The following is a 26028-nucleotide window of genomic DNA, read 5'->3' as shown; positions in this document are numbered from 1 at the left end:
GGGCTCAGGCGACTTTTCTGATCTGTCCTTTAATCTGCTTGCTGAGACGCCGCGCGTGCAGCGCCAGCAGGCAGCCTACCAGCATGACCAACGCCAGCGACAGTTTCGGTTGCAGCGGCAACGCCATCGCCACCAGACCCAGCGCGGCGCCGCCCGCCATCTGCACGAAGCCGACCAGCGCAGACGCGACGCCGGCCTCATTGGAGTAGGGTTCCAGCGCATAGCTGGTGGCCGGGCCCATCACGAACGCCAATCCGGCGCAGGCGCTGGCGACCGGCAGCATATATGCCAGCCAATGCGCTTGCGCCGCCGCAGGCAGCAGCATGACGCCCAGCAGCAGCCCTAGACAGCCCAATCCCATCAGCATGCCGCCGATCGCCAGGCAAACCGGACGGCCGACTTTGTGGATGATGCGGTTGGCGAAGAAGCTGACCAACATGATCCAGAAGCCGTTGGCGCCGAACACCAGCGAGAATTGCAGCGGGGTCAGGCCAGCGGTGCCCATCAGCACGTTGGGGGCCAGGGAAACGTAGGTCAACGCCATGCCCATCGCCCCGGAATTCACCACGGCAAAGGAGAAGAAACGCCGTTCGCTGAGGATGCGTGCGTATTGGCGCACCGGCAGCCCTTTGACCGGCACGGTATCGACGGGGCGGGTTTCAGGCAGATACAGCGCGATGATCGCTAATACCAGCAGCGCGTAGCCGACCAGGAACCAGAAAGGCGCGCGCCAGCCGAAGGCCTCGGCGAGCAGACCGCCGAGCAGCGGCGCCAGCGCCGGGATGATGTTCAGCGTGCCGTTGAGGAAGCCGAACGCGCGAGCGGCATCGTCACCATTCAGGCGATCGCGTACGCCGCTGAAGGCGACGACGGCGGTGCAACAGACCGCTACCCCTTGCAGCAGACGCGAGGCGATGAAAACGGTCGGGTTGCTGGCCAGCGCCGCCATCGCCGCACCGAGCATGTAGAGAATAATGCCGGCCAGCGCCACCGGTTTGCGGCCGTAGTTATCCACCAACGGACCGGCGATGACCTGGCCGAGGCCGAGCACCAAAATAAACAGTGAAATGGTGGATTGTATCAGCGCTTCACTGCTGCCCAGGCCGACGGCGATGGCGGGAATGGTCGGCAGATAAAGGTCGATGCCTAATGGGCCAAGCAGCACCAGGCTGAGAAGCAGAAACAGAAACTTTTGCATAACAAGAAAGGCATGTCCGAGTGACAAAGAGGGCTAGAGTAGAGATTCTGGCGGCAAATGAAAAGGGGCAAAGCGCGGTCAACGCTGCGCTGCCGGGCGGTAATAGAGCGCCGAGACGGTGTCGGCCACGTAGCGGGCCTGATGGCGGGCGTCGTCCAGCGCGCGATGCGGCATGCCTTCGAATGGGCGGGTCTTTTTCGGGTTAAAGCCGTGCAGTTCCGCCAGCGTGATCACCGTGCGCACGTCCTGTGTATCCCAGAATTTCCACGGGCAGGGCATTTCCAACTGCTGGAAGGCGTGTTCGAGGATCGCGCAATCGAACTCTTTGCCGTTGCCCCAGACTTTCACCGTGTCGGTGCTGTTCATATGGATAAAGCGGCTGAGGCTGCTCAGCACGCGTTTCAGGCTCTCGGTGCCGCCGAAGGCCTGCTTGCGCGCTTCATCGGACTGTTTCGCCCACCAGGCGACCGTATCCAGGCTGATGGTTCTGCCCGGTTGGTCTTTCTGACTGCTGACGGCGATTTCGAATTCGGCGCCCAGTTCCCCGGTGCGGGGATCGAAAAACACTGCCGCAACCACCAAAATGACGGCGCTGGGTTTTATATCCAGGGTTTCAATGTCTAACATCAGATGGTGCATCGGCGTTTCCGGTGGTGGGTGAGGTTGCCTAATCTTACTACAGAACGTGCGTTGATGCGGCTGGTGCGCACATGAAATCCTTTTAAAGCGCCGCGTTCAGGTTATGATGCTCGGGATACTCTTGTCTGGTTGGTCGCTATCGGTGAGAACGCTTATCTTTATTTTGTGCATGGTCGGCTACTTGCTGTTGCTGGGCTACCTTAGCGTGTTCGTCACAGACAAGATCTGTGAGAAGGCGGGTAACTACACCAAAATATGCCGCATCGTAGACATATCCGAGCCTCATATCCCCAAATAACGCCCTGTTTACCCCAGATAGTCGGTGGTAATCAGCGGGGTCAGAATCGCCGCCAGCGCCGTGAGCGCAGCCCACTGACGCCAGCCCAACCGCGCCAGCCAGTCATGCCGCTGCGGGGGCGTGGCCAGTTGCCCGACGGCCACGGAGCCGGTCAGCAACAGCGTCAGAATCAGCAGTACCAGGCTGCGGCTCAGCAGCGTAAACTCGACATGCAGCACATTGGCGTAATACAGACGCATCAGAATAAAATAGCTCAGCAAGATCCAGGCGAAAATGACGTTTTTCTTGAGCACCTGCTGCAGCATCAGCGCGAGGAACAGGCTGTGAAACAGCGACAGCAGCGGGGCTTCGAACGGATGCCGAACGCAGACGTTGTAAACCGCCATGTAGATGTTAAAAACCAGCAGGATATAGACTACGTAAATATACCAGCCGTAGATCACTTTAAGTTTTTTTGAGTTCGGCGGCAGGGAGAGTGCGTCCGGTTTCATTAAGGCCTCCTGATGACGCCACGCAAATGTTGCGAATGAGGGCGGTGCGCCGGCATCGTAATTTAAAATCCACAGGGTATATATCACCCGGGCGCTAAATGACGATTAAACACAGGATCGGCTTTATTTCCGCGTTGGCCGGGAACTCTTTTTCGCGCTCGGGGTCGATTGACGTGCGAATGTTCGGCGGTTTTTACATCACAGCGAAAGACGTAATACATTGATATGAAAGATTATAAAAACACTTCGGGTACAAAGATCCTGCTGCTGTTCAGCCTGGCGTTTTACACCCTGTTGCCACCGTTGTTGACGGCGGCCGTATTCAACCGTTTCAATCTTAATCCGTTCGCGATCGTCAAATTTTTTCACTTTAACCCGTTTTTGGCCGATCGGGGCATACCCGGTTACCAGACCTTCTGCTACTTGCTGATGCTGTGGTTGGGGGTGAATATTTTGCTGTGGTTGCTGGTATGGGGGGCGGTGCGGATGTATCGGCGCTGGCGAACGCCGCGCGGCTGATATTTTACCAAACGGAAAAAGTTGCGCAGGGAAATGACTTTACATTTAATAATGAGACGTATTATCATCCGTTTCGCCGGTGAGGGGAAAAGGGTTGTCTCCTTCTGTGCCCCCCAAGCCGGCACGACATTGCTCACATTGCTTCCAATTTTTTCATGCCAGCCTTCGTGCTGGCGTTTTTTTATTCCACGCCAGCAGCCGCAACCGCGGCGATCAATCTATTTTCATGAGCAGGCTGTTTAAAGCGAAAGCGCAGCGAGACGTTGGAAGCGTTAGAACAGCGAAAACAGCAACACGACCGGCAGACTCAACGGCCAGGTCAACCCGATGGTCAATGCGCTGATGCATCGAATCTTGACGGTGTCCCTGCTAACCAGATAGGTGAAAACCATAGAAACTAACAGACCAATAAAATAACAGTATTGCGTTGCAACCCACAGCGACGACATGAAACCCGATCCCAGTTGTATTTTTACGCGCGAATTCTAGGAGCTTGGCGGACGATAATCAATGACCCACGGCCGTTAATTCAAACCTTTATCCATAAGAATACATAATTTATTTCTATAAAGAACGTAGGGTTATTAACAGCTTTCTGTTTATTTCGAAAAGAAATCAACAATATAGTTACCGGTAACATTGGTGGGTGAACAAGCCCACACCAGAGTGAGACACGGTTAGGCAAGAAAAGGGGCGGTGAGTCACAGAGGAACGCGGTGAAACTGTAATTGATAAAAATTTATGATGTATTTGCGAAGGGCTTGGGTGAGAGGAAGCCGGGTTCGGTGGGCGCGTGTTCTTGCCAGGTGCAGGGGGCGTGTTGTTGGATGAAAGCATGACGCGATTCGGCGGTTTTGAGCGCACCGTGCGGATGCGCTGCCTGCCAGTCAGGAAGGGGCGTGGGTAGCCGCCGTAGGTTTAATGAATGTTAAGACCGTAGACGAACAGCCACGAAAACAGCAGCGCCAGCAGGCACGTCATCAATACGATGGAGATCATTTCCTTCACAACTTCATTCCTTTTCCCGGTGATTCAAATTTACTTCTCTTTGTTTTTACGCGAGATTTTAGATCGTCATGGGTAAAAATCCTAGTTTTAATCCCATCTTTCGCTCGGCCATTGCGGCCTGCGCCGCTGCGGCCGTTCACGGCGATGCCGGAAAATCGGGCGTGTTAACCCGTCGTAGCTATTGTCGAACGTCGCGAGGCTGGCTATATAAAATGGGGAGTGCGCGCAGCGTCGCTGGCAGTACGGCGCCTGCGTAAAGGGCGCCTGCCTATCGGTGTACCGCGCTTCCCTATGAGATAAAGGAGTCGGCAATGAGCTTAAAACCAACTATCGTGCTGGTACATGGATTCTGGGGCGGTGCGGCGCACTGGAGTAAAGTCATTATCGCGTTGTCGCGCAGGGGATATTCGGCGATCCATGCGGTGGAAATGCCGCTAACGTCACTGGCCGAAGATGCGGAGCGCACGCGCAAGATGGTCGCGCAACAAGCGGGGCCGGTCTTGTTGGTCGGGCACTCTTACGGTGGGGCGGTGATCACGGAAATGGGCAACCAGCCCAACGTGATTGGGCTGGTCTATATCGCCGCGTTTGCGCCGGATGCCGGTGAAAGTCCCGGCGGCATTACGCAAGAACATCCTCCGGCGGCAGTCGCGAATTTGGCGCCGGACAGCGACGGTTACCTGTGGATCAAGGCCGACAAGTTCCATGAAAGCTTTTGCCAGGATCTGACTGCTGACGAGGCGCTGGTGATGGCGGTGGCGCAGAAGGCTCCGCTGGCCGGCACCTTTGGCAACGCTATCGGCGACCCCGCCTGGAAACATAAACCGTCATGGTATCAACTCTCCAGCGACGATCGCATGATAGCGCCGGAGAATCAGCGGCGAATGGCGCAGCGGTTGCAGGCCAGGAAAGTGTTGACCTTGAATGCCAGTCACGCCTCGCTGGCCTCCCACGCCGATGAGGTGGCGAGGTTGATTGACGAAGCGGCCGGTTCGAAATAACGCCAGGGCGGGAATGTTATCCGGGCTGTAAAGCGGTTCTGGTGGCAAATTGTTTCTGCGCATCCTGCTTGCGCCGGGTGAAAAACCGGCGCAAGCAGGTTGGCCGTCAGGGATAAACAGGGATATCGCTATCGTAGCTAATTATTAACAGCGCAATCAACACCACGACGGTGGCAATAATGGCGTAGATTTCCGCCTTGCGCATATCGCCCTAGCGTCCGTTAACGCCGATCATTTCGATGGCTGCGCGGTGCAACCGCTGGAAATAATCATCGGGTTGCTTTTCCGCCTCCTGAACAAGACAGCTGAGCAGGTTCTGTTTGGTTATCGGTTTGTTGGCGATCAGCGCCAGCAGCACGCTTTTGCCGAGCAGGCAGCATATTTGCTTATTGTATTCGTCAACATCGTGCTGGTTGAGGCCATAGAGGGTGTAATCGATCATGATGTCTAACCTGCTGACCGGTAAAAGCCCGCCACGGCGGACAGAGAAGCCATAGAAAAATAAAGTAAGGCAAATTTCGCTTAGGAAAGGGCTTAAGCGATAAGATAACGATAACTGAATGGGAATATTCCCATCAAGCCGTGCGGACGCGGCGGCGAATGTTTAGGAATAACCTCAGAAGAAAGAATAATAGGCAGCGCCATTCGGGATAACGCGGCTTATTATTTCTCGGATGGCGGTCAAAAATTATACGCTCAGGCTCGGCGATATATCATGGCGAAAAAGAAACAGCCGGAAAACGTGGTTCTCCGGCTGTGGTGGCGTTATTGCAGATTATTCAAACGGTCTGTTTGCGAAACAGTTCGCGGAATACCGGATAGATATCGTCCGGTTCACGGATATGCTGCATGGCGAAGTTGTCGAATTTCGCCTGTAGATCCTCGTATTCGCGCCACAGCGTTTGGTGGGCGCGACGGGTGATTTCGATGTAGCTGTAGTAACGCACCATCGGCAGGAGCTTCTTCGCCAACAGCTCATGGCACAGCGGTGAATCGTCTGCCCAGTTGTCCCCGTCAGACGCCTGCGCGGCGTAGATATTCCACTGCGCCGGGTCGTAACGCTCTTCGACCACTTCACTCATCAGCTTCAGCGCGCTGGAGACAATGGTGCCGCCGGTTTCCTGCGAATAAAAGAACTCCTGCTCGTCCACTTCTTTCGCCTGAGTGTGATGGCGGATATACACCACGTCGACGTTTTTGTAGGTTCGGCTCAGGAACAGATAAAGCAGAATGTAAAAACGTTTCGCCATGTCTTTGGTGGCCTGATCCATCGAGCCGGACACGTCCATCAGGCAGAACATCACCGCCTGGCTGGAGGGCTCCGGCCGGCGCTCGTAGTTTTTGTAACGCAGGTCGAAGGTGTCGATAAACGGCACGCTTTCGATTTTCTTGCGCAGCTCGGCAATCTCTTTACGCAGCCGTTCCTCTTCCAGCAGTTGCACCGGCTCGGTGTTTTCCAGCTGGGTCAGCGCCTCTTCCAGCTCGTGCAACGCGCGTCTTTTTCCGGCGGTCATGGCGGTACGCCGCGCCAGCGAATTTTGCAGTGAGCGCACGACGCTGATGTTGGCCGGCACGCCGTTAGCGGTATAACCGGCGCGATGGGTTTTGAACTCGGTCAGCTGTTTGTACTGGTTCTTTTTCAGGTTGGGCAGGGCGAGATCTTCGAACAAGAGATCGAGATACTCATCTTTGGAGATCTGAAAAACGAATTCATCCTGGCCTTCACCGTCCTGGCTGGCGTTACCCTGGCCGCCTCCACCGCCCGATCCGCCCTGAGGCCGCTCGACGCGATCGTTCTGCACAAAATGGTCGTTGCCCGGGTGAACCCGATGGCGCGTGCCGCCGCGCCCCTGATGAAACATCGGTTCGTTGATATCGTCAGTGGGGATGGATACCGACTCCCCGCTGTCCACGTCGGTGACCGAACGCTTGTTGATGGCTTCGGCAATCGACTGTTTGATTTGCGACTTGTAACGGCGCAAGAAGCGCTGGCGATTCACCATGCTCTTGTTTTTGCCGTTCAGCCGTCGGTCAATGAAATAGGCCATACTTCCCCCAAACGACGTTGCCAACTCTTCATGTCCCAACCGCGACAGCGCAATGTGCAGCCCCTCCGTGGGCTGCGCTGCTACGGCCATGACTGCGGACATGGCCCTGATAATGCCGCTTACCTGAGGCGTTATGAGGATTTTCTGACCCGCAGATACCATTCACACAGCAGGCGCACCTGCTTGCGGGTATAACCTTTCTCCATCATGCGATCGACGAAGTCGTCGTGTTTTTTCTGCTCGTCCGTCGAGGTTTTGGCGTTGAACGAGATCACCGGCAACAGCTCTTCGGTATTGGAGAACATTTTCTTCTCGATCACGGTGCGCAGCTTCTCGTAGCTGGTCCAGTTCGGATTGCGGCCGTTGTTGTTGGCGCGGGCGCGCAGCACGAAGTTCACGATTTCGTTGCGGAAATCTTTCGGGTTGCTGATGCCGGCCGGTTTTTCAATTTTTTCCAGTTCGGCGTTCAGGGACTCGCGGTCGAACAGTTGACCGGTGTCGGGATCGCGATACTCCTGATCCTGGATCCAGAAGTCTGCGTAGGTCACGTAGCGGTCAAAAATGTTTTGGCCATATTCCGAGTAGGATTCCAGATAGGCGGTCTGGATCTCTTTGCCGATAAACTCGGCGTATTTCGGGATCAGATAGCCTTTCAGGTGTTCCAGGTATTTCTCCGCCAAATCTTGCGGGAACTGCTCGCGTTCTATCTGCTGCTCCAGCACATAGAACAGGTGAACCGGGTTAGCCGCCACCTCGGCGTGATCGAAGTTGAACACCCGCGAGAGGATTTTAAAGGCAAAACGGGTGGAGAGGCCGTTCATGCCTTCGTCAACCCCCGCATAGTCGCGGTACTCTTGATAGGACTTGGCTTTCGGATCGGTGTCTTTGAGGCTTTCGCCGTCGTACACGCGCATTTTCGAGTAAATGCTCGAGTTTTCAGGCTCTTTCAGCCGCGACAGCACGCTAAAGCGCGCCAGCGTTTCCAGGGTGCCCGGCGCGCACGGCGCGTGGGTCAACTCGCTGTGATCCAGCAGCTTATCGTAGATCTTGATCTCTTCCGACACGCGCAGGCAGTAAGGCACCTTGACGATATAGACGCGGTCGAGGAACGCTTCGTTGTTCTTGTTGTTGCGGAAGGTCACCCACTCGGATTCGTTGGAGTGCGCCAGAATAATGCCGTTGAACGGCAGGGCGGAGATGCCTTCGGTACCGTTGTAGTTACCTTCCTGGGTTGCGGTCAGCAGCGGATGCAGCACCTTGATAGGCGCCTTGAACATCTCGACGAATTCCATAATCCCCTGGTTGGCGCGGCACAGGGCGCCGGAGTAACCGTAGGCGTCCGGATCGTTCTGCGCGTGGTTCTCCAGTTTGCGGATATCCACTTTACCGACCAGCGCCGAGATGTCCTGGTTGTTTTCATCGCCCGGCTCAGTTTTGGCGATGGCGATCTGTTCCAGAATGGAAGGGCGCACTTTCACCACTTTAAACTTGGTGATGTCGCCGCCGAACTCATGCAGACGTTTCGCCGCCCACGGCGACATGATGGTGCCGAGGTAGCGACTGGGGATATTGAACTCTTTTTCCAGGATCGTGGCGTCTTCCTGCGGATTGAACAGGCACAGCGGATGATCGTTGACCGGGCTGCGTTCGCCATTGGCGCTAAGGGTATAGATAGGCACGCGCTGCATCAACGCCTTCAGACGTTCCGCCAGCGAGGATTTACCGCCACCCACCGGGCCCAGCAGATAAAGGATCTGTTTCTTCTCTTCCAGCCCCTGCGCGGCGTGTTTCAGGTAAGAGACGATCTGTTCGATGGCCTCTTCCATGCCGTAGAACTCTTCGAAGGCCGGATAGCGTGCGATCACGCGGTTGGAGAACAGGCGCGACAGGCGTGATTCTAGCGCAGTGTCGACCATCACAGGTTCACCGATAGCCATCAGCAGACGTTCGGCCGCGTTGGCATAGGCACTGCGATCTTGCCGGCAAATGGTAAGAAATTCCTGCAGTGTGAACTCTTCGTCCTTGGCAGCTTCATAGCGCTGGCGATAGTGGTCAAATATGTTCATGATGCCCGTCCTTTCGTTATTAGCACAGGTTAAAGAGAGCGTGTGATAGTGTTCTGGCTCCCGAAAGATGAGAATACGCCTAAGTACAGCAACCCGTATGCCAACTTGGTGCGCTTATTATCGCGAGTTGCGCTGTATGCCACTGGGCTCAGGATAAATTCACCTTCTGATTTAAGCTTAGTTTGCTTGCCGGAAAATTTCCTGCCGTACAAAAAGCTTTTTTTAAGTCATATCAATGACTCAGTTATTACTCTGGGAGCCAAATGCCTTGTCTGGCGCGGCCTGCGGCTTGAATCGTCATCGTTCCGCCATGATTAATTCATAATTCCGCTATAAGTTATTCGATCTTGGTCGTTTTCTATTGTAAAGATTAGGCGCGTAACTAAATTTTCACATAAACTGTTGCGGCTATTAACCCTGTAATTTATGGAAAAAGAACCAGTGAAGATTTCAAAACTCAAAACGCTAGCAATTATCGCTTCCGCAATGGTTTGTGCGCAAAGTGCTCAGGCGGGAACCTGGTCACTCGGCGCTGCCGCGCTGGTTAGCCCGGACGCGTATCGTGGTTATCAGGACCGCGTTTATCCGGTGCCCGTCATCGACTATGAAGGTGACGACTTCTACTTCCGTACGCTGACCGCCGGTTACTACCTGTGGAAAGATCAGGAAAACCAGCTGAGCATCATGGGCTACTACACGCCATGGGGCTACCGTCCGGGCGACAGCGACGACGATCGCATGAAGCGTCTCGACAAGCGCCGCGGCACGCTGATGGCTGGCCTGGCCTATTCGCACAACGCCGAGTGGGGTACCCTCCGCACCACCTTTACCGGCGACACGCTGAACAACAGCAACGGGCTGGTGGGCGATGTGGCCTATCTGTACAAGTTTGATCTGGACGCGCTGACGCTGGTACCGGGCGTAGGCGTGATGTGGAACAGCAAGAACCAGAACAAATATTACTACGGCGTCAGCGCCAATGAATCCCGTCGCAGCGGCCTTGACAGCTACACCCCGGGCGATAGCTGGGCGCCGTACCTCGAGCTGAGCGCCAATTACCAGATCAACAAGAGCTGGAACGCCTTCTTCGTCGGTCGCTATGTGAAGTTGTCGGATGAAGTGAAAGACAGCCCGATGGTGGATAAATCCTACACCGGTTTGTTGATGACGGGTGTGAGCTACACCTTCTAATCATGCATTGCACGATTATCGTGCATCGCGTGCATCAAAAAGGGGCGCTGGCGCCCCTTTTGCACATCTGTAGTGCGCCGCCGCGCTCGGTGTATTAGGCCTTCTTGCGGCTGCGGAAGGTGACGCCCAATCGAGCAGGTTGTTCGCCGGCGGCGATCAGCGGTTTGCTCACGCGCCCGGTCTCTACGCAAACCATGGTCTTGTAACCGTCGTTCGGCATGTCCCCCATGCTGCAAGAGAGCTCTACGCCGGGGTTCCAGGCGATAACGTCGCTCATATGGTGGTGGTGAACCTCGATGGTGCGAGCGAGCGCCGGATCGCGGATCAGGCTGAAGGCCTCGGGGCGGGTATAGACGCGGTCGGTTTGGCCGACGAAGGTCACTTCGCCGGACTGGCGCGCTTCGATGCCGCCCGCCACCTTATCGATATACGGCTCGCCCAGGCCCGCTACGCTGACTCGGTCGATGTCGCCGACCTGGAAGTAGCTGTGCAGCGCCGCAGTGGCTTGATAATCGCCGTGCGATTCCAGTTCGATCTCGCACTCTGCACCCAGCTTGAAGCGGGCGATCAGCGTGAAGGCGTGCGGCCACAGTTTGCGGGTCTGTTCGTTGTCTTTCAGCGTAAAGGTCAGGATGACGCCGTTGTCATCTTCATCGTGCGCCGTCAGGCTCCAGGGCTGGTTGCGGGCAAAACCGTGCGAAGGTTGCCCGGCTGGGCCGAACCACGGCCAGCAGATCGGCACGCCGCCGCGGATGGCCTTGCCTTTAGCGAAAGGGGTATTGCTGCTGAGCCAAATCACCGGCTGCTCGCCGCTGGGCTGCCAGGCCAGCAAATGGGCGCCCTGCAGCGCGACGGCTGCGCGCACTTTCGGATGCGACACCACAACCACACCCAGCTCGTCGAGTTGACGTTGGCTGATGTAAGGAGAAATCTGTTCGGAAACGGGCAGGGTGAAAATTTTCTCGTTCATTTCATTACCTTATTGTTTGCCGGAGAGACAAATAAAAAAGGGCGACAAAAATGTCGCCCTTACTATCAGCTTAACATCACGCCATTACTTGGAGATGTGAGCGATCAGATCCAGAACCTTGTTGGAATAACCGGTTTCGTTGTCGTACCAGGAAACCAGTTTCACGAAGTTGTCGTTCAGTGCGATACCGGCTTTGGCATCGAATACGGAAGTCAGCACTTCGCCGTTGAAGTCGGTGGAAACCACGTCGTCTTCAACATAGCCCAGAACGCCTTTCATCGAGCCTTCAGCGGCGTCTTTGATGGCTTTCTTGATTTCTTCGTAGGTAGCCGCTTTTTCCAGACGCACGGTCAGGTCAACAACGGATACGTTAGGAGTTGGTACGCGGAACGCCATACCGGTCAGTTTGCCTTTCAGCTCTGGCAGAACCACGCCAACCGCTTTCGCTGCGCCGGTAGAAGAAGGGATGATGTTCTGGGATGCGCCGCGGCCGCCGCGCCAGTCTTTGTGGGACGGGCCATCAACGGTTTTCTGAGTAGCGGTGGTCGCGTGAACGGTGGTCATCAGGCCTTCAACGATACCGAAGTTGTCGTTGATGACTTTAGCCAGTGGCGCCAGGCAGTTGGTGGTGCAAGAGGCGTTGGACACGATGTCCTGGCCGGCATATTTGTCAAAGTTAGCGCCGCGCACGAACATTGGGGTCGCATCTTTGGATGGGCCAGTCAGAACGACTTTCTTAGCGCCAGCGGTGATGTGTTTACGTGCGGTTTCGTCGGTCAGGAAGATACCGGTCGCTTCAGCAACCACGTCAACGCCCACTTCGTTCCACTTCAGGTTAGCCGGGTCTTTCTCTGCGGTAACACGGATGGTTTTGCCGTTAACAACCAGGTGGCCGTCTTTAACTTCTACCGTACCGTTGAAACGGCCGTGAGTAGAGTCATACTTCAGCATGTAAGCCATGTACTCTGCATCCAACAGGTCGTTGATTGCAACGATCTCGATGTCAGAACGCTCTTGAGCAGCACGGAAAACAATGCGACCGATACGGCCAAAACCGTTGATACCTACTTTGATAGTCATATATTCCACCAGCTATTTGTTAGTGAATAAAAGGTTGGTTGTAAAATTACAAAAACCTTACCCAGCGTCAAGCGGAATCGTGTCAATTCTTGCGGCAAGTCAAACCGGAAGGGTGGTTTTGCACGCTTATTGCACAGTCCATTTGCGCTCGGCCTTATCCGTTATATGGGGACAAGCCGCCAAGTATAAAGTCAGCATGCGCAAGATGTGTGATCGTTATCACATATCATCGTGACGTGGCCTTTATGGGCTACAGTTTAGGCCAAAAAACCCTGCAGCGGTGTTAATTTTTTGTTATTATTAATCATTGTTTTCGTTGACATTATCCACATTCAGAGATAAGCACAAATGGCTAAAGAGACAACCCCCGGTCATCCGGTCACGGAACTGAATGAAATCCAACGTTATGTGACGCAACAGCGCGGCACCGAAGCGCCGTTCAGCGGCAAATTGCTGCACAATAAGCGTGAGGGCGTGTACCATTGTCTGTGTTGTAACCAGCCGCTGTTCTATTCCGAAACCAAATACGATTCCGGCTGCGGCTGGCCGAGCTTTTATGAGCCGGTTTCCGCCGATGCGATTCGTTATCTCGATGATAACTCTCATAATATGCATCGTGTTGAAATCCGCTGCGGCCACTGCGACGCGCACCTGGGGCACGTTTTCCCCGACGGTCCGCAACCGACCGGCGAGCGTTACTGCGTCAACTCCGCTTCGCTGAGCTTCACCGACGGTGAGAATGGCGACCAAACGGCCGGTTAAGTGGTAATTTAACCAACAAAATCGATTCAGCTAATTATTCATCCGTAAGCGAGAAGGGCTCTGATGGACGTGAAAGATCTGATTGCGGCGATGACGCCCGAGATATACCAGCGCCTGGTGCAGGCGGTTGAGCTGGGCAAGTGGCCGGACGGCGTGGCGCTGACGCCTGAGCAGAAGGAAAACAGCCTGCAGGCGGTGATGCTGTGGCAGTCGATGAACAACGTCGATCCGCAGCACATGAGCATCGGCACCGACGGGCAGATCGTGATGAAGAGCAAGCAAGAACTGAAGCAGCAGTTCGTTGCTGAGCCGCTGGTCAAACTCAAACCGCAGTAAGCTGTTCCTAAAGCGGGGCGATGTCGCCATCGCCCCGTCGATTTACCGTTTCTCGCTCTTAATCCCCAGCGATTCCGCCAGCTGTTGCGCCAGCCGGTTGTTGTCGTCCGCGCCGTATTCCCAGAACATCGCACCGCCCAATCCCTGGCTTTTGATGTATTCGGCTTTGATGGCCACCGAACGCGGGTTCTCGTAGGAGATAGCGAACAGCGGTTTGCCTGTGGCGGATTGCAGCGTCAGATAAGGCACTTTGGCGTCGTCATCCCAGTGCTCGCGGAAACGGCGCTGCGGATCGTTGAGCAGTTTGCTGACGATGTCGTGGTATTTAAAGTAAGTGTCTTTGCTGAGATCCAGCCCCAGCGCGTTGAACAGAGCGGTTTCTCGCGCACTGAAATAAGGCTGCGTCACCGGATGTTTGGCGGCGTCCGGCTTGTCCCAGTCGATGCCCGCTTCGGTCGCTCGTTTCGGCACCCGGCCATAAAAACCGATACCGAGGTTCATCTGCGCCGGTTTTAATCCGGCGGCAAGATAATGTTTTACCACGGAATCGGCGCTGTAGCGGTCGGCGGCGGCCACGGTTGGCCAGCGCTTTGAATCGTACAGGTTGGCATTGAAGTACTGCGTGCCGTAAGCCATGTCATAGGTCATCAGATTGATGTAGTTGAGGTGAGGGGCAATGCTTTTCACATCGACCCATTCCTGCGGGCTTTTGACGTTGGCACCGACGGCGATGGTCAGTAGTTTACCTTTACCCAGCGCCTGGTGAAGCTCTTTCAGCAGCAGGGTGAAGTTGTCGCGGTCTGCCGGCTGGCTTTCCACCAGCCCCCAGGCGCCGTTCACCGGGTATTCCCAGTCCAGGTCGATGCCATCCAACTGATGCAGTGCAATCACCTGCAGCGCGGAGCGGATGAATATCGCCCGGTTTTCTGCGGTGGCGGCCGCGCCGGAGAAGCCGCGAGCCCCCCAGCCGCCGACCGACAACAGGACTTTCAACTCGGGGTTCTGTTTACGCAACACCGGCAGCCGTTGCAGATCGGCCGTTACCTTCGGCGACAGGTAGATCTGGTGCCGGCGCGCGGGATCTTTCAACGCCGCATTGGTTTCATCCTTCTCACCGTTGTAGATCAGGCCAAACGAATAGTTGAGGTGGGTGATTTGCGTCACGTCCAGTTTGTCGATATCACCGCCGGGGCCGGCGGTGACGTCGCCACCGCCGTTGAAGTAGCCGACGGAGAGATAGCCTGCCTGCGCCGAGCCGACGCCGGCCATAGCCAACTGCACCGCTGCCAGCAAAGGCAGCAGTTTTCGGGTTAATTTCATGTTTGTCTCCTTGGGTCGGCAAGGCCGACCGTACCGCCAGCGGCGGTCACAATAAAGCCGGGCTCAGCGGGCCCCGGATGCGTATAACCGATTGACGTCAAAAGCGTCGCAGTCATAACAGCAAAAGCGTCTGTCGGTCACAAGCGGCTGGCGGAGAAGAAGGGCGGTATTGTGAGCGGCGTCGATATTTTCGCCGCCGCGCAAAAAGGGCGCCGATGGCACCCGAGAGGATTTAGCTGGCGAGGAACTGTGACAGGGTAACCAGTTGTGCGCCGGCGTGCGCCATGTCCTGCAGCGCCTTTTCGCTGTCGCCCGGCTGCAGATTAACGCCGCGGCAGCCGTCGACGATCACTTGCGTTGGATAGCCGGCAGCCAGCGCATCCAGCACGCTGAACTTCACGCAGTAATCGGTCGCCAGGCCCATGATCGCCAACTGTCGGACACCCTGCGATTGCAGCCAATCGTGCAGTTCGGTCTGCGCCCGGTGGCCGTTATCGAAGAACGCGCTGTAGCTGTCGATATCCGTATCCTGTCCTTTGCGAAAAACGGCATCGATGTGTTGCCGCTGCAACTGGGGATGAAAATCGGCGCCGTGGCTCCCTTGCGCGCAGTGCACCGGCCACCACACCTGCGGCAGGCCTTCCAGCTCGCCGAGGGTGCCGACTTGCGCATGTGAATTCACCGCAAAGCTGCGATGATTGGCCGGGTGCCAGTCCTGGCTGGCCACCACCGGCTCGCCGCGCGCCAAACAGGCGGCGATCGCCCGATTGGCGACCGGAATGACGGCGTCGCCCTCCGTGACCGCCAGCGCGCCGCCGGGGCAGAAATCGTTTTGCAGATCGATCAACAACAAGGCCGTTTTCATCGCCACTCCCTAGGTCAGTGGATTAACCGTTGATGCTCAGTTCACCGCGCAGGTCTTGCTGCATCAGCGTGCGGATTTGTTCCGGCGTCAGCGGCTGACTCAACAGATAGTGCAGTTTGGTCAGTGCGGCCTCCACCGTCATGTCGAAACCGCTGATCACTCCGGCGTGCGCCAACGCGTTGCCGGTGGCGTAGCCTTCCATATTGACGCGCCCGGAGATGCACTGCGTCAGGTTGACCACTACGATGCCGCGTTCGGACGCCGCGCGCAACTCGTCGATCAGCTCGGCCTTCTGCGGCGCGTTGCCGACGCCGTAGGAGCGCAGGATCAGCGCTTTGACTGGCTGCAGCAGGAAGTTGCGCACTACCGCGCCGGAAATGCCCGGATAGATGGTGACCACGCCGATCGGCTGCGGCGTGATGTCGTGCACTTGCAGCGCGCCGTCACACGCCGGACTGTCAATGCCGTGCTGGCGGCGAATATGGATGCCGGCTTCCAGCAGCGGCGGCAGATTGGGGGAAGCGAAGGCGTCGAAGCCGTCGGCGTGCGCTTTGGTAGTGCGGTTGCCGCGGAACAGCTTGTTGTTGAAGAACAGGCTGACTTCATTCACCGGATGGTTGGCCGCCAGATACAGTGCGTTCAGCAGATTGGTTTGGCCATCTGATCGCAGTTCCGCCAGGGGAATTTGCGAACCGGTGACGATCACCGGTTTGGCCAGGTTCTCCAGCATAAAGGAGAGCGCCGAGGCGGTGAACGCCATGGTGTCGGTGCCGTGTAGGATCACGAAGCCGTCGTAGCGGTCGTAGTTCTGTTTGATATCGTCGGCGATGTGTTGCCAGTCTTCCGGCGTCATGTCCGAAGAGTCGATGAGCGGCGCATATTCATGAATGGTGAAATCCGGCATCTCCGGCCGATGGAATTCGGGCATCAGCGCCAGCTGGCGCTGCAGGTGGCCGGAAACCGGGATATAGCCGTGATCGGAACGCTGCATGCCGATGGTGCCGCCGGTGTAGGCGACGTAAATGGATTTCTTTTGCATGGTCATGATTTTAACAAAGATAAGATGGGCTGAATTATAGGGGCATGGCGGCAGAAAAAAAGCCCGGCGATGGCCGGGCTGCAGAATTATTTGTTAGCGGACTTCTCCGCAGGTCAGGCAGATCGCATAGCGGTTTTGCGGATCGTTCAGGTTATTGAACAAGCCCGGCTGTTCTTTCACCGCGTTGGCGACCGACGCCAGCGGGGCGGGCAGCATGGCCTGAATCGCCGCCGGCAGCATGCCGTGAATGGAAACGCCGAACTGGCTGAGCACCATATCGCTCAGGCTTGGGGTGTCGACGAACCAGTCGAGCTGCCACTGTTGCAGTTTCGCCAGCTCGGCGGCTTTCTTCACCGCGTCGTCGAAATCACCTAACTGATCGACCAGGCCGTTGGCCTTGGCGTCGCTGCCGAGCCACACGTGGCCTTGCGCGATTTGGTCAACCTGTTGCGGGGTCATCTTGCGCGATTTGGCGACCAGATCGAGGAAGTTCTTATACCCGTTTTCGATGTTCAGCTGCATCATCTGCGAGAACTCCTGCGGCAACGCCTTGGTGACCGCGATGTCGGCCAGCGGCGAGGTCGACACGCCGTCGGTGTGCACGCCCAGCGTATCCAGGGTTTTCTCGTAGGTGTTGATGATGCCGAAAATGCCGATGGAGCCGGTCAGCGTGCTCGGGCTGGCGATGATGTAGTCGGCCGGCGTCGAGACCCAGTAGCCGCCCGATGCGGCCATGCCGCCCATGGAAACCACCACCGGCTTGCCGGCGGCGCGCACGGCGGCCAGCTCGGAGCGGATCACTTCGGACGCGCTGACGCTGCCGCCAGGGCTGTTGACGCGGAACACCACGGCCTTGATGGCCGGATCCAGGCGCGCCTGACGCAGTTCGGCGGCGGTGGTGTCGCCACCGACGTTGCCCGGCGTCTGCGGGCCGTCCATGATGGCGCCGTTGGCGAACACCACGGCGATCTTGCCGCCCTGGTTGGCATCCGGTTTCGGCTGGTAATCATAGATGCTGATGGCGTTGAAATCGTTCGCCTGTTTGTCCCAGCCAAAGGTTTTGACCAGCTGATTTTCAATCGCGGTGCGCGACGCCAGCTCATCCACCAGCTTATTGTCCAGCGCATAGCGGGCGGTATCGCCACCGGCAGCCTGCAGGCCGCTCAACACGCCGGCCGCGCCCGGGAACAGCTGCTGCGGCGTCAGTTGACGGTTGGCTGCCACGGTCTCCAGGTAATTCTGCCACAGGCCGCCAATCCAACGGCTGTCCGCTTCACGCGCCGCCGGCGACATATCGTCGCGGATCAGCGGTTCTACCGCCGATTTATAGGTGCCGACGCGGAAGATATTGGTGGTGACCTTAAGCATGTCCAGCAACGACTTGTAGTACAGGTTGTTGGTGGCAAAGCCGTGCAGATCGACCGCGCCCTGCGGCGACAGGTAGACCTTGTTGGCGTAGCTGGCCAGGTAGTACTGCGTCTGGTTGTAGCTGTCGCCGATGGCGAAGATCGGTTTGCCGCTGTCGCGGAATTCGCGCAGCGCCTTGCCGATATAACGTAGCGACGGCTGATCGGCGCCGGCGAAGTCATTCAGCTGCAACACCATGCCGGTAATGTTTTTGTCGTCTTTGGCCTTGCGGATGCTGTCCACCACGTCGAACAGCGAATTCTCCTGCAGACGGCTGCTGGAGGCGCCCAAGAGTTCGCGGCCCCATTGCCGCACCCGGTTGTTGACCGAAGGCTGATCGACCACTACGCCGCTTAAATCGACCAGCAGTGCGCCGCGCGCCGGAGCCGTCGAGGTGGAAGAACTTTGGAAGGATAGATAGATGCCGACCCCAACCAGGATCAGCAATACCAGGAACAGGTTAAGGATCAGTTCCCTGATAAAATTCAGCAGACGCCATGTCCACCGGAAAATGCCGGCAATAATTTGCCACAATGTGCGCATGTGCTCTCCAACAAGAGTCGAGAATGTTCCGCTATCCTAATGAGCGGCCGGGTAAATGTCAGCTTTAAATCGTGGCACACGGACGCTATCGCCGAGGCTGTAACTCGTCGTTTAGCTATGTTAACGTGGCCGGAATGAAAATTGTTATCAGGAGTTTACGATGGATGCTCTGGATCTTTTATTGAATCGCCGCTCGGCTTCGCGCCTGGCGGAACCGGCGCCGGCGGGGGAAGTGCGCCAAAATATCATCAACGCGGGCCTGCGTGCGCCCGATCACGGCGCGCTGCAGCCGTGGCGTTTCGTGATGATCGAGAATCAGGGTCTGGAGCGTTTCAGCCAGCTGCTACAGGCGGCGGCGAAGCAGGATCAACTGGACGACGCGGCGATCGAGAAGGCCACTAAAGCGCCGTTCCGCGCGCCGCTGATCATCACCGTCATCGCGCACTGCACCGAAGAGACCAAGGTGCCGCGCTGGGAGCAGGTGGTTTCCGCCGGTTGCGCGGTGCAGGCGATGCAGATGGCGGCGCTGGCGCAGGGCTTTAACGGTATCTGGCGCACCGGCGCCTGGACCGAGCATGCGCTGGTGCGCGAAGCCTTCGGTTGCCGCGAGCAGGACGAGATCGTCGGCTTCCTCTATCTGGGTACGCCGCAGCTGAAGGCCGCCACCAAGGTGACGCCGCAGGACAGCGCGCCTTTCGTCAGCTATTTCTGAGTTTGTTCCCCGCGGGGCGCGGGGAAATGCGCCAAACCCCGCAAAATTGCATGGTTTCTGAGCAGGCTGTTCGCTTATCGGCGGCCCGCTCTTATCAATCCCCTCGGCAAGCGCTACCCTATGTTATCTTGAGTGCCGTTATCGAAGGGAGTGAACTATGACATCGCCAGCGATCCGTTTAACCCAGTACAGCCATGGCGCTGGCTGCGGCTGCAAAATCTCACCGAAAGTTCTCGAAACCATCTTGCACAGCGAGCGGGAAAAATTTGTCGATCCGCGCCTGCTGGTCGGCAATGAAACCCGCGACGACGCGGCGGTGTACGACATCGGCAACGGCGTCGGCATCATCAGCACCACCGACTTCTTCATGCCGATCGTCGACGATCCGTTCGATTTCGGCCGCATCGCCGCCGCTAACGCCATCAGCGACGTATACGCCATGGGCGGTAAACCGATCATGGCGATTGCCATTCTCGGCTGGCCGATCGCCAAACTGCCGCCGGAGGTGGCGCAGCAGGTGATCGACGGCGGCCGTTTCGCCTGCCAGCAGGCGGGGATCGCGCTGGCCGGCGGCCACTCCATCGATGCGCCGGAGCCCATTTTCGGCCTGGCGGTCACCGGCGTGGTCAATACCGAGCGGGTGAAGAAAAACAGCGCCGCACAGGCCGGGGCGAAACTCTATCTGACTAAACCGCTCGGCATCGGCGTGCTGACGACCGCCGAAAAACAAAGCAAGCTGCGCCCGGAGCATCAGGGCCTGGCGACGGAGGTGATGTGCCGCCTGAATAAACCGGGCGCCGACTTTGCCGAAGTGGCGGGCGTCACGGCGATGACCGACATCACCGGCTTTGGCCTGTTGGGCCACCTGAGCGAAGTTTGTCAGGGCTCCGGTCTGCAGGCGACGGTCTGGTTCGATCGGGTGCCGAAACTGCCGGACGTCGAGGCGTACATCGCCGAGGGCTGCGTGCCGGGCGGCACCGGGCGCAACTTCGACAGCTATGGCCATCTGGTGGGTGAGATGAGCGACCTGCAACGCCAGCTGCTGTGCGATCCGCAGACCTCCGGCGGGCTGCTGTTGGCGGTGCTGCCCGAGGCGGAAGCGCAGGTGTTGGCGATTGCCGAGCAGCATGGCATCACGCTCAACGCCATCGGCGAGTTGCATGCGGCCTCGGCCGGTAAGCCGCTGATAGAGGTCGAGTAGTGTCCAACGTGCAAGGAAGGCCGGACAGCGACGATTACCCACGCATTTTCCTGCAGGACGTGCCGCTGATTGACGTGCGTGCGCCGATTGAATTCCAGCAGGGCGCCTTCGCCCAGGCGCTGAATTTGCCGCTGATGGTCGACAGCGAGCGGCAGGCGGTCGGTACCTGCTATAAGCAGCATGGCCAGCAAGCGGCGATTGCGCTCGGCCACAGTCTGGTGAACGGCAAACTGCGCGAACAGCGCACTACCGCCTGGCTGACGGCCTGCGCGCAGCGGCCCGAAGGCTATATTTACTGTTTCCGCGGCGGGTTGCGCTCGCAACTGGTGCAGCAATGGTTGCATGAGGCCGGCGTGGACTACCCGCGCATCGTCGGCGGCTACAAGGCGCTGCGCAATTATCTGCTCGGCGTGCTGGCGCAAAGCGCCGAGCTGCCGATGGCCCTGGTCGGCGGCAATACCGGTAGCGGCAAGACGCTGCTGGTCAACGAACTGGCCGATGGCGTCGATCTGGAAGGCGCGGCGCGCCATCGCGGTTCATCTTTTGGCCGAACGCTGGCGGGCCAGAGCTCGCAGATCGATTTTGAGAATCGTCTGGCTGTGTTATTGCTGAAAAAACAGCATGGTGGCAGCCGCCGTTGGGTGCTGGAAGACGAAGGGCGGATCATCGGCAGCAACAATCTGCCGTTGCCGTTGTTCAATGGCATGCAGCAGGCGCCGGTAGCGGTGATCGACGATCCGTTCGACATTCGCCTGGCGCGCCTGCAGGCGGAATATATCGACGGCATGCGCGAACAGTTCGAACAAACCTATGGTGCAGAAGAGGGTTGGCGGCAATACGACGACTATTTGCACCATGGCCTGTTCGCCATACGCCGTCGTCTGGGGCTGGAGCGTTTCCAGCAGTTGACGCTGCGACTCGAAGCGGCGTTGCGGATACAGCGCCTCAGCGGCCAGGGCGACGCGCACCGCGAATGGTTGGCGCCCCTGTTGCAGCAGTACTACGATCCGATGTATTGCTATCAGTTGGAAAAGAAAGCCCAGCGGATCGTCTTCCGCGGGAACTATGCAGAAGTAAGAGAATTCTTGATGACGTTCAGCCAGAAAAACGGTGAATAATGCGACTGTTCATAGCCGAGAAACCGAGTTTGGCGCGCGCCATTGCCGACGTATTGCCCAAGCCGCATCGCCGCGGCGACGGTTATATCGCCTGCGGCAACAACGATGTGGTGACCTGGTGCGTCGGTCACCTGTTGGAGCAGGCCCAGCCTGACGCCTATGACAGCCGCTATGCGCGTTGGTCGTTGGCGGATCTGCCGATCATTCCTGAAAAATGGCGATTGCAGCCGCGCCCTTCGGTCAGCAAACAGCTCAATGCGATTAAAAAGTTGCTGCTCGAAGCCGATGAAGTTGTGCACGCCGGAGACCCGGACCGCGAAGGGCAGTTACTGGTGGATGAGGTGCTGGACTATCTGGATTTGACGGCAGAAAAGCGCCAGAACGTGCGCCGCTGTCTGATCAACGATCTCAACCCGCAGGCGGTGGAGCGTGCTGTCGAACGCCTGCGCGACAACCGTGATTTCATTCCGCTGTGCGTGTCCGCACTGGCGCGTTCGCGCGCCGACTGGCTCTATGGCATCAATATGACCCGCGCCTATACGCTGCTGGGCCGCAATGCCGGTTATGACGGCGTGCTGTCGGTGGGCAGGGTGCAGACGCCGGTGCTGGGGTTGGTGGTGCGGCGCGACGAAGAGATAGAAAACTTTGTGCCGAAAGACTTCTTCGAGGTCAAAGCGCACATCGTCACGCCGAAAGAAGAGCGCTTTGTGGCGCTGTGGCAGCCCAGCGAATCCTGCGAGCCTTATCAGGATGAAGAGGGGCGTTTGCTGCATCGGCCGTTGGCGGAGCACGTGGTTAAGCGCATCGAAGGCCAACCGGCCCTGGTCACCGCCTATAATGATAAACGGGAATCAGATACCGCATCGCTGCCATTTTCGCTCTCTACGCTGCAAATCGAAGCGGCCCGGCGTTATAACCTCAGTGCGCAGCAGGTGCTGGATGTTTGCCAGCGGCTGTATGAAACCCACAAATTGATCACCTATCCGCGTTCCGACTGCCGTTACTTGCCGGAAGAGCATTTCGCCGGCCGTCACGCGGTGCTAAACGCAATCAGCGTACATCAACCTGAGCTGTACCCGCAGCCGGTGATCGACAGCGATCGCCGCAACCGCTGCTGGGACGATAAAAAGGTCGATGCCCACCACGCCATTATTCCCACCGCCCGCGCCGGCAAGGTCAACCTGACGCAGGATGAGCGGAACGTGTATGGGCTGGTGGCACGTCAGTACTTGATGCAGTTTTGTCCGGATGCGGTATTCCGCAAATGCGTGATCGAGCTGGATATCGCCGGCGGCAAATTTATCGCCAAGGCGCGTTTCCTGGCGGAAGCCGGCTGGCGTACGCTGTTGGGCAGCAAGGAGCGCGACGAGGAAAACGAAGGTGCGCCGCTGCCGGTGGTGGCTAAAGATGATGAGCTGCTGTGCGAGCGCGGTGAAGTGGTAGAACGCCAGACCCAGCCCCCACGGCCGTTTACCGACGCCAGCCTGCTGTCGGCCATGACCGGCATCGCGCGGTTCGTACAAGATAAAGCGCTAAAGAAAATCCTGCGAGCGACCGATGGTTTAGGGACGGAAGCGACGCGAGCGGGGATCATCGAATTACTGTTCAAGCGGGCGTTTCTGTACAAGAAGGGGCGCTATATTCACTCCAGCGAAACCGGGCGCGCGTTGATTCACTCGCTGCCGGATCTTGCTGCTCGTCCTGATATGACGGCCAACTGGGAGGCTACGCTGACGCAAATCAGCGAGAAATCCTGTCGTTATCAGGACTTTATGCAGCCGTTGGTCGGCACGCTGCAAGAGCTGATTTATCAGGCCAAGCAGAGCCGGGCGAGCATGGCGTTTCGTGGATTGCCACCGCCGCCTGCCAGCGGGGGCAAAAAACGCAGAAAAAGCGCCGGTAAGGCGCAGGAGAAGAGTGAATGAAGCACGGACTCATGGGATTGCTGGCCGCCGCTGCGCTGGCGTTTTCCGGCCAGGCCGCCGCCAACCGTGGCGATGTGGACGTGGTGTTACCGGTCTCTCCAGAAATCTGGGGTACGGCGAAAAACGGCGTTAATCCGCCGCCGGCGCAGCCCTGCAACCGTTGCTGTGTCTACCAGAATCAAAACTATTCCGAAGGCGCGGTGCTCAAAGTGGAGGGGGAAGTGCTGCAGTGCGTGCGTGAGCCCAACACCATCGGTACCAACCCCTTGATTTGGGTGCGCCTGAAGAAGTGACGATGTAACCTATTGCCGCGCTCAGCGTGCATCGCTTTGCGCGGCGATATAATCCGCCAGTAGTGGAACGTCGGCGGGTGCCAGGGCGAATTCCTGCGCTTGTTGCGGCGTGACCCAGACCAGCGCCGAGTGGCAACGCTGTTGCAGTTCGCCGGAGAAATCCACGACTCGCCAGGCGTGCAGCCGGATGACGCGTTCGCCTTGCTGCCATTGATTGCTGCCCACATAGGCGTCGACACGGGCGCAAATCCCCAATTCTTCATCCAGCTCGCGCGCCAGCGCCTCTGACTGGCTCTCGCCCGGCTCAACCTTGCCGCCGGGAAACTCCCACAGACCGGCCTGATCGCTGCCTGGGCCGCGCTGGGCCAGCAAAATGCGGCCGTTCTGTTCCAAAATAGCGGCTACCACGTCGATAATTTTCATTGGCTTCACAAAGTAAAACCCCGGCGAGCGCCGGGGTGATGGGTTACAGCGTAAATTCCGCCCAAACCGGCGCGTGGTCGGAAGGTTTCTCCATGCCGCGGGTTTGATAGTCGATGCCGGTGGCGATGCAGCGCGAAGCCAGCGGGGTGCTGGCCAGCAGCAGATCGATGCGCAGGCCGCGGTTATCGTCGAAGCCTTTTGAGCGATAGTCGAACCACGAAAACTCGTCATTGCGCTCCGGGTTGGCGTGGCGATAGGTGTCCACCAGGCCCCAGTTCAGCAGGCGATCCATCCATTCGCGCTCTTCCGGCAGGAAGGAGCACTTACCGGTGCGCAGCCAGCGTTTACGGCTGTCTTCGCCGATGCCGATGTCATAATCGCTGGGGCTGATGTTCATGTCGCCCATGATCAACACCGGGGATTCTGCCGACAGCTGTTGCTCCAGGTAGTTTTGCAGGTCCTGATAGAAGCGCGTCTTAGCCGGGAACTTGATCGGGTGATCGCGGCTTTCTCCCTGCGGGAAGTAGCCGTTGATCACCGTCAGCGTACCCTGCGGGGTCGCCAGATCGGCCATGATGATGCGACGCTGTGCGTCTTCTTCATCGGTCGGGAAGCCGCGGCGTACAGCCAACGGTTCCGCTTTGGTCAGCAGCGCCACGCCGTAATGGCCTTTTTGCCCGTGATAGAACACGTGGTAGCCGTGCTGGCTGACTTCTTCCAGCGGGAACATGTCGTCGTGAACTTTGGTTTCCTGCAGACCGATCACGTCGGGCTGGTGCTGCTCGATAATTGCCGCCAACTGGTGCGGACGCGCGCGCAGTCCATTGATATTAAAAGAGACAAACTTCATGAGCGGTGCCGTTTTCACGAGAAAAATGTGCTGTGATAGTAGCAGAGTTTGGCGGGAAATGTAACGCAGACAGCGGCGGGCCCGCTGACTGCGCAGCCGGTTATTTCGCCCAGCGGTCGTAATTTTTAGGCTGATAGTCGTCAAACTGTTGCAGCAGCGTTTGCGCCGATTCGCTGATGTGCAGCGTACCGAGATAGTCGTGGCGCATGAAACCCTGATCGGCGACATGTTCGAGGAACTGGCTCAGTGGGCGGTAGAACCCGTTAACGTTCAGCAGGCCGACCGGTTTGTTGTGATAGCCGATCTGTCCCCAGGTCCAGATTTCAAACAGCTCTTCCAGCGTGCCGATGCCGCCGGGCAGGGCGATAAAACCGTCCGCCAACGCCGCCATACGGGCTTTGCGCGTATGCATGTCAGGCACCACTTCCAACTCGGTCAGGCCGCGATGCGCCGTTTCCGCTTCAACCAGGCGCTCAGGGATAATGCCGACAGCTTCACCGCCTGCGGCCAGCACGGCGTCCGCCACGATGCCCATCAACCCTTTTTTGCCGCCGCCGTAGATCAACCGGCGCCCCTGTCCGGCCAGCAGTTGCCCCAGTTGACGGGCCTGCTCGGCATAAGCGGGGTTGACGCCTTCGCTGGCGCCACAAAAAACGCAAATATTGTTTCGCATCCACCTGTTCCTTACTGCACTAAAGAAGCCAGTGGTATAGCGAATTGTCGGC

Annotated in this window: 26 protein-coding genes; 10 read left to right on the top strand and 16 right to left on the bottom strand. The window is 57.7% G+C overall.

Annotation, left to right across the window (positions count from 1 at the left end; translation table 11 throughout):
• Positions 1-4 precede the first annotated feature (4 nt).
• From ATE40_RS10395 to ATE40_RS10380, 3 genes are all read right to left on the bottom strand, one after another.
• The gene (locus ATE40_RS10395) at positions 5-1198 is read right to left on the bottom strand and encodes a multidrug effflux MFS transporter (protein WP_063918469.1); all 1194 of its coding nucleotides are present in this window, start codon (positions 1196-1198) and stop codon (positions 5-7) included.
• Positions 1199-1276: 78 nt separating this feature from the next.
• Entirely contained in the window at positions 1277-1837 is a 561-nt protein-coding gene (locus tag ATE40_RS10390; RefSeq protein ID WP_019452775.1) for a 3'-5' exonuclease, read from the bottom strand.
• Between the two features lie 306 nt (positions 1838-2143).
• Positions 2144-2626, bottom strand: coding sequence for a hypothetical protein (locus tag ATE40_RS10380; protein WP_063918468.1), 483 nt, complete (start codon positions 2624-2626; stop codon positions 2144-2146).
• 225 nt (positions 2627-2851) lie between these two features.
• Here ATE40_RS10380 and ATE40_RS10375 point away from each other — a divergent pair, with 225 nt between their 5' ends.
• Positions 2852-3145, top strand: a complete 294-nt coding sequence (locus ATE40_RS10375; RefSeq protein WP_063918467.1) for a hypothetical protein — start codon at positions 2852-2854, stop codon at positions 3143-3145.
• 272 nt (positions 3146-3417) lie between these two features.
• On the opposite strand, the gene ATE40_RS24175 is transcribed toward ATE40_RS10375, so the two are convergent.
• Positions 3418-3594 (bottom strand): GhoT/OrtT family toxin, encoded by a 177-nt coding sequence (locus tag ATE40_RS24175; protein WP_025159799.1) that lies wholly within the window; start codon positions 3592-3594, stop codon positions 3418-3420.
• 870 nt (positions 3595-4464) lie between these two features.
• On the opposite strand from ATE40_RS24175, the gene ATE40_RS10370 reads away from it, so the two are divergent.
• Positions 4465-5154: an alpha/beta hydrolase gene (locus ATE40_RS10370; protein ID WP_063918466.1), complete on the top strand. Its 690-nt coding sequence runs from the start codon at positions 4465-4467 to the stop codon at positions 5152-5154.
• Positions 5155-5365: 211 nt separating this feature from the next.
• Here ATE40_RS10370 and ATE40_RS10365 read toward each other — a convergent pair whose 3' ends face one another.
• The 3 genes from ATE40_RS10365 to yeaG all read right to left on the bottom strand — a co-directional run bounded on the left by ATE40_RS10365 (position 5366) and on the right by yeaG (position 9268).
• The gene (locus ATE40_RS10365) at positions 5366-5596 is read right to left on the bottom strand and encodes a hypothetical protein (RefSeq protein WP_063918465.1); all 231 of its coding nucleotides are present in this window, start codon (positions 5594-5596) and stop codon (positions 5366-5368) included.
• A gap of 337 nt (positions 5597-5933) precedes the next feature.
• Complete coding sequence (locus ATE40_RS10360; protein ID WP_019452767.1) at positions 5934-7202, bottom strand: YeaH/YhbH family protein; 1269 nt, start codon at positions 7200-7202, stop codon at positions 5934-5936.
• 131 nt (positions 7203-7333) lie between these two features.
• On the bottom strand, positions 7334-9268 hold the full coding sequence (yeaG, locus tag ATE40_RS10355) for a protein kinase YeaG (RefSeq protein WP_019452766.1): 1935 nt from the start codon (positions 9266-9268) through the stop codon (positions 7334-7336).
• Positions 9269-9694: 426 nt separating this feature from the next.
• Here yeaG and ATE40_RS10350 point away from each other — a divergent pair, with 426 nt between their 5' ends.
• A complete protein-coding gene (locus ATE40_RS10350) occupies positions 9695-10459 on the top strand; it encodes a MipA/OmpV family protein (protein WP_015378103.1) in 765 nt (254 codons plus the stop codon).
• Positions 10460-10553: 94 nt separating this feature from the next.
• On the opposite strand, the gene ATE40_RS10345 is transcribed toward ATE40_RS10350, so the two are convergent.
• A complete protein-coding gene (locus tag ATE40_RS10345) occupies positions 10554-11429 on the bottom strand; it encodes a D-hexose-6-phosphate mutarotase (RefSeq protein WP_063918464.1) in 876 nt (291 codons plus the stop codon).
• An 84-nt stretch (positions 11430-11513) separates the two neighbouring features.
• Positions 11514-12509 carry a glyceraldehyde-3-phosphate dehydrogenase gene (gene gapA / locus ATE40_RS10340; RefSeq protein ID WP_004932222.1) on the bottom strand — a complete coding sequence of 332 codons (996 nt, stop codon included), beginning with the start codon at positions 12507-12509 and terminating at the stop codon, positions 11514-11516.
• A gap of 348 nt (positions 12510-12857) precedes the next feature.
• Between gapA and msrB the strand changes: the two genes are divergently transcribed.
• Both msrB and ATE40_RS10330 read left to right on the top strand, forming a co-directional pair.
• A complete protein-coding gene (msrB, locus tag ATE40_RS10335; protein WP_019452764.1) occupies positions 12858-13271 on the top strand; it encodes a peptide-methionine (R)-S-oxide reductase MsrB in 414 nt (137 codons plus the stop codon).
• Between the two features lie 63 nt (positions 13272-13334).
• Entirely contained in the window at positions 13335-13607 is a 273-nt protein-coding gene (locus ATE40_RS10330; protein ID WP_004932218.1) for a YeaC family protein, read from the top strand.
• Between the two features lie 42 nt (positions 13608-13649).
• Here the strand turns inward: ATE40_RS10330 and chiD are convergent, their stop codons facing one another.
• From chiD to sppA, 4 genes are all read right to left on the bottom strand, one after another.
• Positions 13650-14927, bottom strand: a complete 1278-nt coding sequence (chiD, locus tag ATE40_RS10325; RefSeq protein ID WP_063918463.1) for a chitinase ChiD — start codon at positions 14925-14927, stop codon at positions 13650-13652.
• A gap of 232 nt (positions 14928-15159) precedes the next feature.
• Entirely contained in the window at positions 15160-15792 is a 633-nt protein-coding gene (pncA, locus tag ATE40_RS10320; protein WP_063918462.1) for a bifunctional nicotinamidase/pyrazinamidase, read from the bottom strand.
• A 22-nt stretch (positions 15793-15814) separates the two neighbouring features.
• A complete protein-coding gene (ansA, locus tag ATE40_RS10315; protein WP_025159798.1) occupies positions 15815-16831 on the bottom strand; it encodes an asparaginase in 1017 nt (338 codons plus the stop codon).
• Between the two features lie 93 nt (positions 16832-16924).
• Positions 16925-18781 carry a signal peptide peptidase SppA gene (gene sppA, locus ATE40_RS10310; RefSeq protein WP_063918461.1) on the bottom strand — a complete coding sequence of 619 codons (1857 nt, stop codon included), beginning with the start codon at positions 18779-18781 and terminating at the stop codon, positions 16925-16927.
• Between the two features lie 160 nt (positions 18782-18941).
• Between sppA and ATE40_RS10305 the strand changes: the two genes are divergently transcribed.
• The 5 genes from ATE40_RS10305 (at position 18942) to ATE40_RS25065 (ending at position 24030) form a co-directional block, all read left to right on the top strand.
• Complete coding sequence (locus tag ATE40_RS10305) at positions 18942-19493, top strand: NAD(P)H nitroreductase (protein ID WP_063918460.1); 552 nt, start codon at positions 18942-18944, stop codon at positions 19491-19493.
• A 157-nt stretch (positions 19494-19650) separates the two neighbouring features.
• On the top strand, positions 19651-20694 hold the full coding sequence (gene selD / locus ATE40_RS10300; protein WP_019452758.1) for a selenide, water dikinase SelD: 1044 nt from the start codon (positions 19651-19653) through the stop codon (positions 20692-20694).
• Positions 20694-21812 (top strand): tRNA 2-selenouridine(34) synthase MnmH, encoded by a 1119-nt coding sequence (mnmH, locus tag ATE40_RS10295; protein WP_019452757.1) that lies wholly within the window; start codon positions 20694-20696, stop codon positions 21810-21812. The genes selD and mnmH overlap by 1 nt, the downstream gene beginning before the upstream one ends.
• On the top strand, positions 21812-23737 hold the full coding sequence (locus ATE40_RS10290; RefSeq protein WP_063918459.1) for a DNA topoisomerase III: 1926 nt from the start codon (positions 21812-21814) through the stop codon (positions 23735-23737). The genes mnmH and ATE40_RS10290 overlap by 1 nt, the downstream gene beginning before the upstream one ends.
• Before the next feature lie 200 nt (positions 23738-23937).
• Positions 23938-24030: a DUF1496 domain-containing protein gene (locus tag ATE40_RS25065; RefSeq protein ID WP_415640691.1), complete on the top strand. Its 93-nt coding sequence runs from the start codon at positions 23938-23940 to the stop codon at positions 24028-24030.
• A gap of 21 nt (positions 24031-24051) precedes the next feature.
• Here the strand turns inward: ATE40_RS25065 and ATE40_RS10280 are convergent, their stop codons facing one another.
• The 3 genes from ATE40_RS10280 to ATE40_RS10270 all read right to left on the bottom strand — a co-directional run bounded on the left by ATE40_RS10280 (position 24052) and on the right by ATE40_RS10270 (position 25976).
• Positions 24052-24453, bottom strand: coding sequence for a pyrimidine (deoxy)nucleoside triphosphate diphosphatase (locus tag ATE40_RS10280; RefSeq protein WP_063918457.1), 402 nt, complete (start codon positions 24451-24453; stop codon positions 24052-24054).
• Positions 24454-24496: 43 nt separating this feature from the next.
• Positions 24497-25303 carry an exodeoxyribonuclease III gene (xthA, locus tag ATE40_RS10275; protein ID WP_063918456.1) on the bottom strand — a complete coding sequence of 269 codons (807 nt, stop codon included), beginning with the start codon at positions 25301-25303 and terminating at the stop codon, positions 24497-24499.
• Between the two features lie 100 nt (positions 25304-25403).
• Positions 25404-25976 carry an LOG family protein gene (locus ATE40_RS10270; RefSeq protein WP_019452752.1) on the bottom strand — a complete coding sequence of 191 codons (573 nt, stop codon included), beginning with the start codon at positions 25974-25976 and terminating at the stop codon, positions 25404-25406.
• Positions 25977-26028: the final 52 nt, after the last annotated feature.

The organism is Serratia surfactantfaciens (assembly GCF_001642805.2).
In the GTDB taxonomy this organism is placed as follows: Bacteria; Pseudomonadota; Gammaproteobacteria; order Enterobacterales; family Enterobacteriaceae; genus Serratia; species Serratia surfactantfaciens.
The sequence above is the reverse complement of the archived record's forward strand: the minus strand, read 5'-3'. Positions and strand labels throughout refer to the sequence as shown.

What these genes read in the sequence shown, in the direction of transcription:
- ATE40_RS10270 (WP_019452752.1), bottom strand. Translation starts at nt 25,976, where the DNA reads ATGCGAAACAATATTTGCGTTTTTTGTGGCGCCAGCGAAGGCGTCAAC.
- ansA (WP_025159798.1), bottom strand. Translation starts at nt 16,831, where the DNA reads ATGCAAAAGAAATCCATTTACGTCGCCTACACCGGCGGCACCATCGGC.
- ATE40_RS10375 (WP_063918467.1), top strand. Translation starts at nt 2,852, where the DNA reads ATGAAAGATTATAAAAACACTTCGGGTACAAAGATCCTGCTGCTGTTC.
- ATE40_RS10345 (WP_063918464.1), bottom strand. Translation starts at nt 11,429, where the DNA reads ATGAACGAGAAAATTTTCACCCTGCCCGTTTCCGAACAGATTTCTCCT.
- ATE40_RS10305 (WP_063918460.1), top strand. Translation starts at nt 18,942, where the DNA reads ATGGATGCTCTGGATCTTTTATTGAATCGCCGCTCGGCTTCGCGCCTG.
- ATE40_RS10390 (WP_019452775.1), bottom strand. Translation starts at nt 1,837, where the DNA reads ATGCACCATCTGATGTTAGACATTGAAACCCTGGATATAAAACCCAGC.
- sppA (WP_063918461.1), bottom strand. Translation starts at nt 18,781, where the DNA reads ATGCGCACATTGTGGCAAATTATTGCCGGCATTTTCCGGTGGACATGG.
- xthA (WP_063918456.1), bottom strand. Translation starts at nt 25,303, where the DNA reads ATGAAGTTTGTCTCTTTTAATATCAATGGACTGCGCGCGCGTCCGCAC.
- ATE40_RS10380 (WP_063918468.1), bottom strand. Translation starts at nt 2,626, where the DNA reads ATGAAACCGGACGCACTCTCCCTGCCGCCGAACTCAAAAAAACTTAAA.
- ATE40_RS10395 (WP_063918469.1), bottom strand. Translation starts at nt 1,198, where the DNA reads ATGCAAAAGTTTCTGTTTCTGCTTCTCAGCCTGGTGCTGCTTGGCCCA.
- ATE40_RS10290 (WP_063918459.1), top strand. Translation starts at nt 21,812, where the DNA reads ATGCGACTGTTCATAGCCGAGAAACCGAGTTTGGCGCGCGCCATTGCC.
- pncA (WP_063918462.1), bottom strand. Translation starts at nt 15,792, where the DNA reads ATGAAAACGGCCTTGTTGTTGATCGATCTGCAAAACGATTTCTGCCCC.
- gapA (WP_004932222.1), bottom strand. Translation starts at nt 12,509, where the DNA reads ATGACTATCAAAGTAGGTATCAACGGTTTTGGCCGTATCGGTCGCATT.
- ATE40_RS10280 (WP_063918457.1), bottom strand. Translation starts at nt 24,453, where the DNA reads ATGAAAATTATCGACGTGGTAGCCGCTATTTTGGAACAGAACGGCCGC.
- selD (WP_019452758.1), top strand. Translation starts at nt 19,651, where the DNA reads ATGACATCGCCAGCGATCCGTTTAACCCAGTACAGCCATGGCGCTGGC.
- chiD (WP_063918463.1), bottom strand. Translation starts at nt 14,927, where the DNA reads ATGAAATTAACCCGAAAACTGCTGCCTTTGCTGGCAGCGGTGCAGTTG.
- ATE40_RS10370 (WP_063918466.1), top strand. Translation starts at nt 4,465, where the DNA reads ATGAGCTTAAAACCAACTATCGTGCTGGTACATGGATTCTGGGGCGGT.
- ATE40_RS10365 (WP_063918465.1), bottom strand. Translation starts at nt 5,596, where the DNA reads ATGATCGATTACACCCTCTATGGCCTCAACCAGCACGATGTTGACGAA.
- ATE40_RS10350 (WP_015378103.1), top strand. Translation starts at nt 9,695, where the DNA reads ATGGAAAAAGAACCAGTGAAGATTTCAAAACTCAAAACGCTAGCAATT.
- ATE40_RS10330 (WP_004932218.1), top strand. Translation starts at nt 13,335, where the DNA reads ATGGACGTGAAAGATCTGATTGCGGCGATGACGCCCGAGATATACCAG.
- ATE40_RS10360 (WP_019452767.1), bottom strand. Translation starts at nt 7,202, where the DNA reads ATGGCCTATTTCATTGACCGACGGCTGAACGGCAAAAACAAGAGCATG.
- msrB (WP_019452764.1), top strand. Translation starts at nt 12,858, where the DNA reads ATGGCTAAAGAGACAACCCCCGGTCATCCGGTCACGGAACTGAATGAA.
- ATE40_RS24175 (WP_025159799.1), bottom strand. Translation starts at nt 3,594, where the DNA reads ATGTCGTCGCTGTGGGTTGCAACGCAATACTGTTATTTTATTGGTCTG.
- yeaG (WP_019452766.1), bottom strand. Translation starts at nt 9,268, where the DNA reads ATGAACATATTTGACCACTATCGCCAGCGCTATGAAGCTGCCAAGGAC.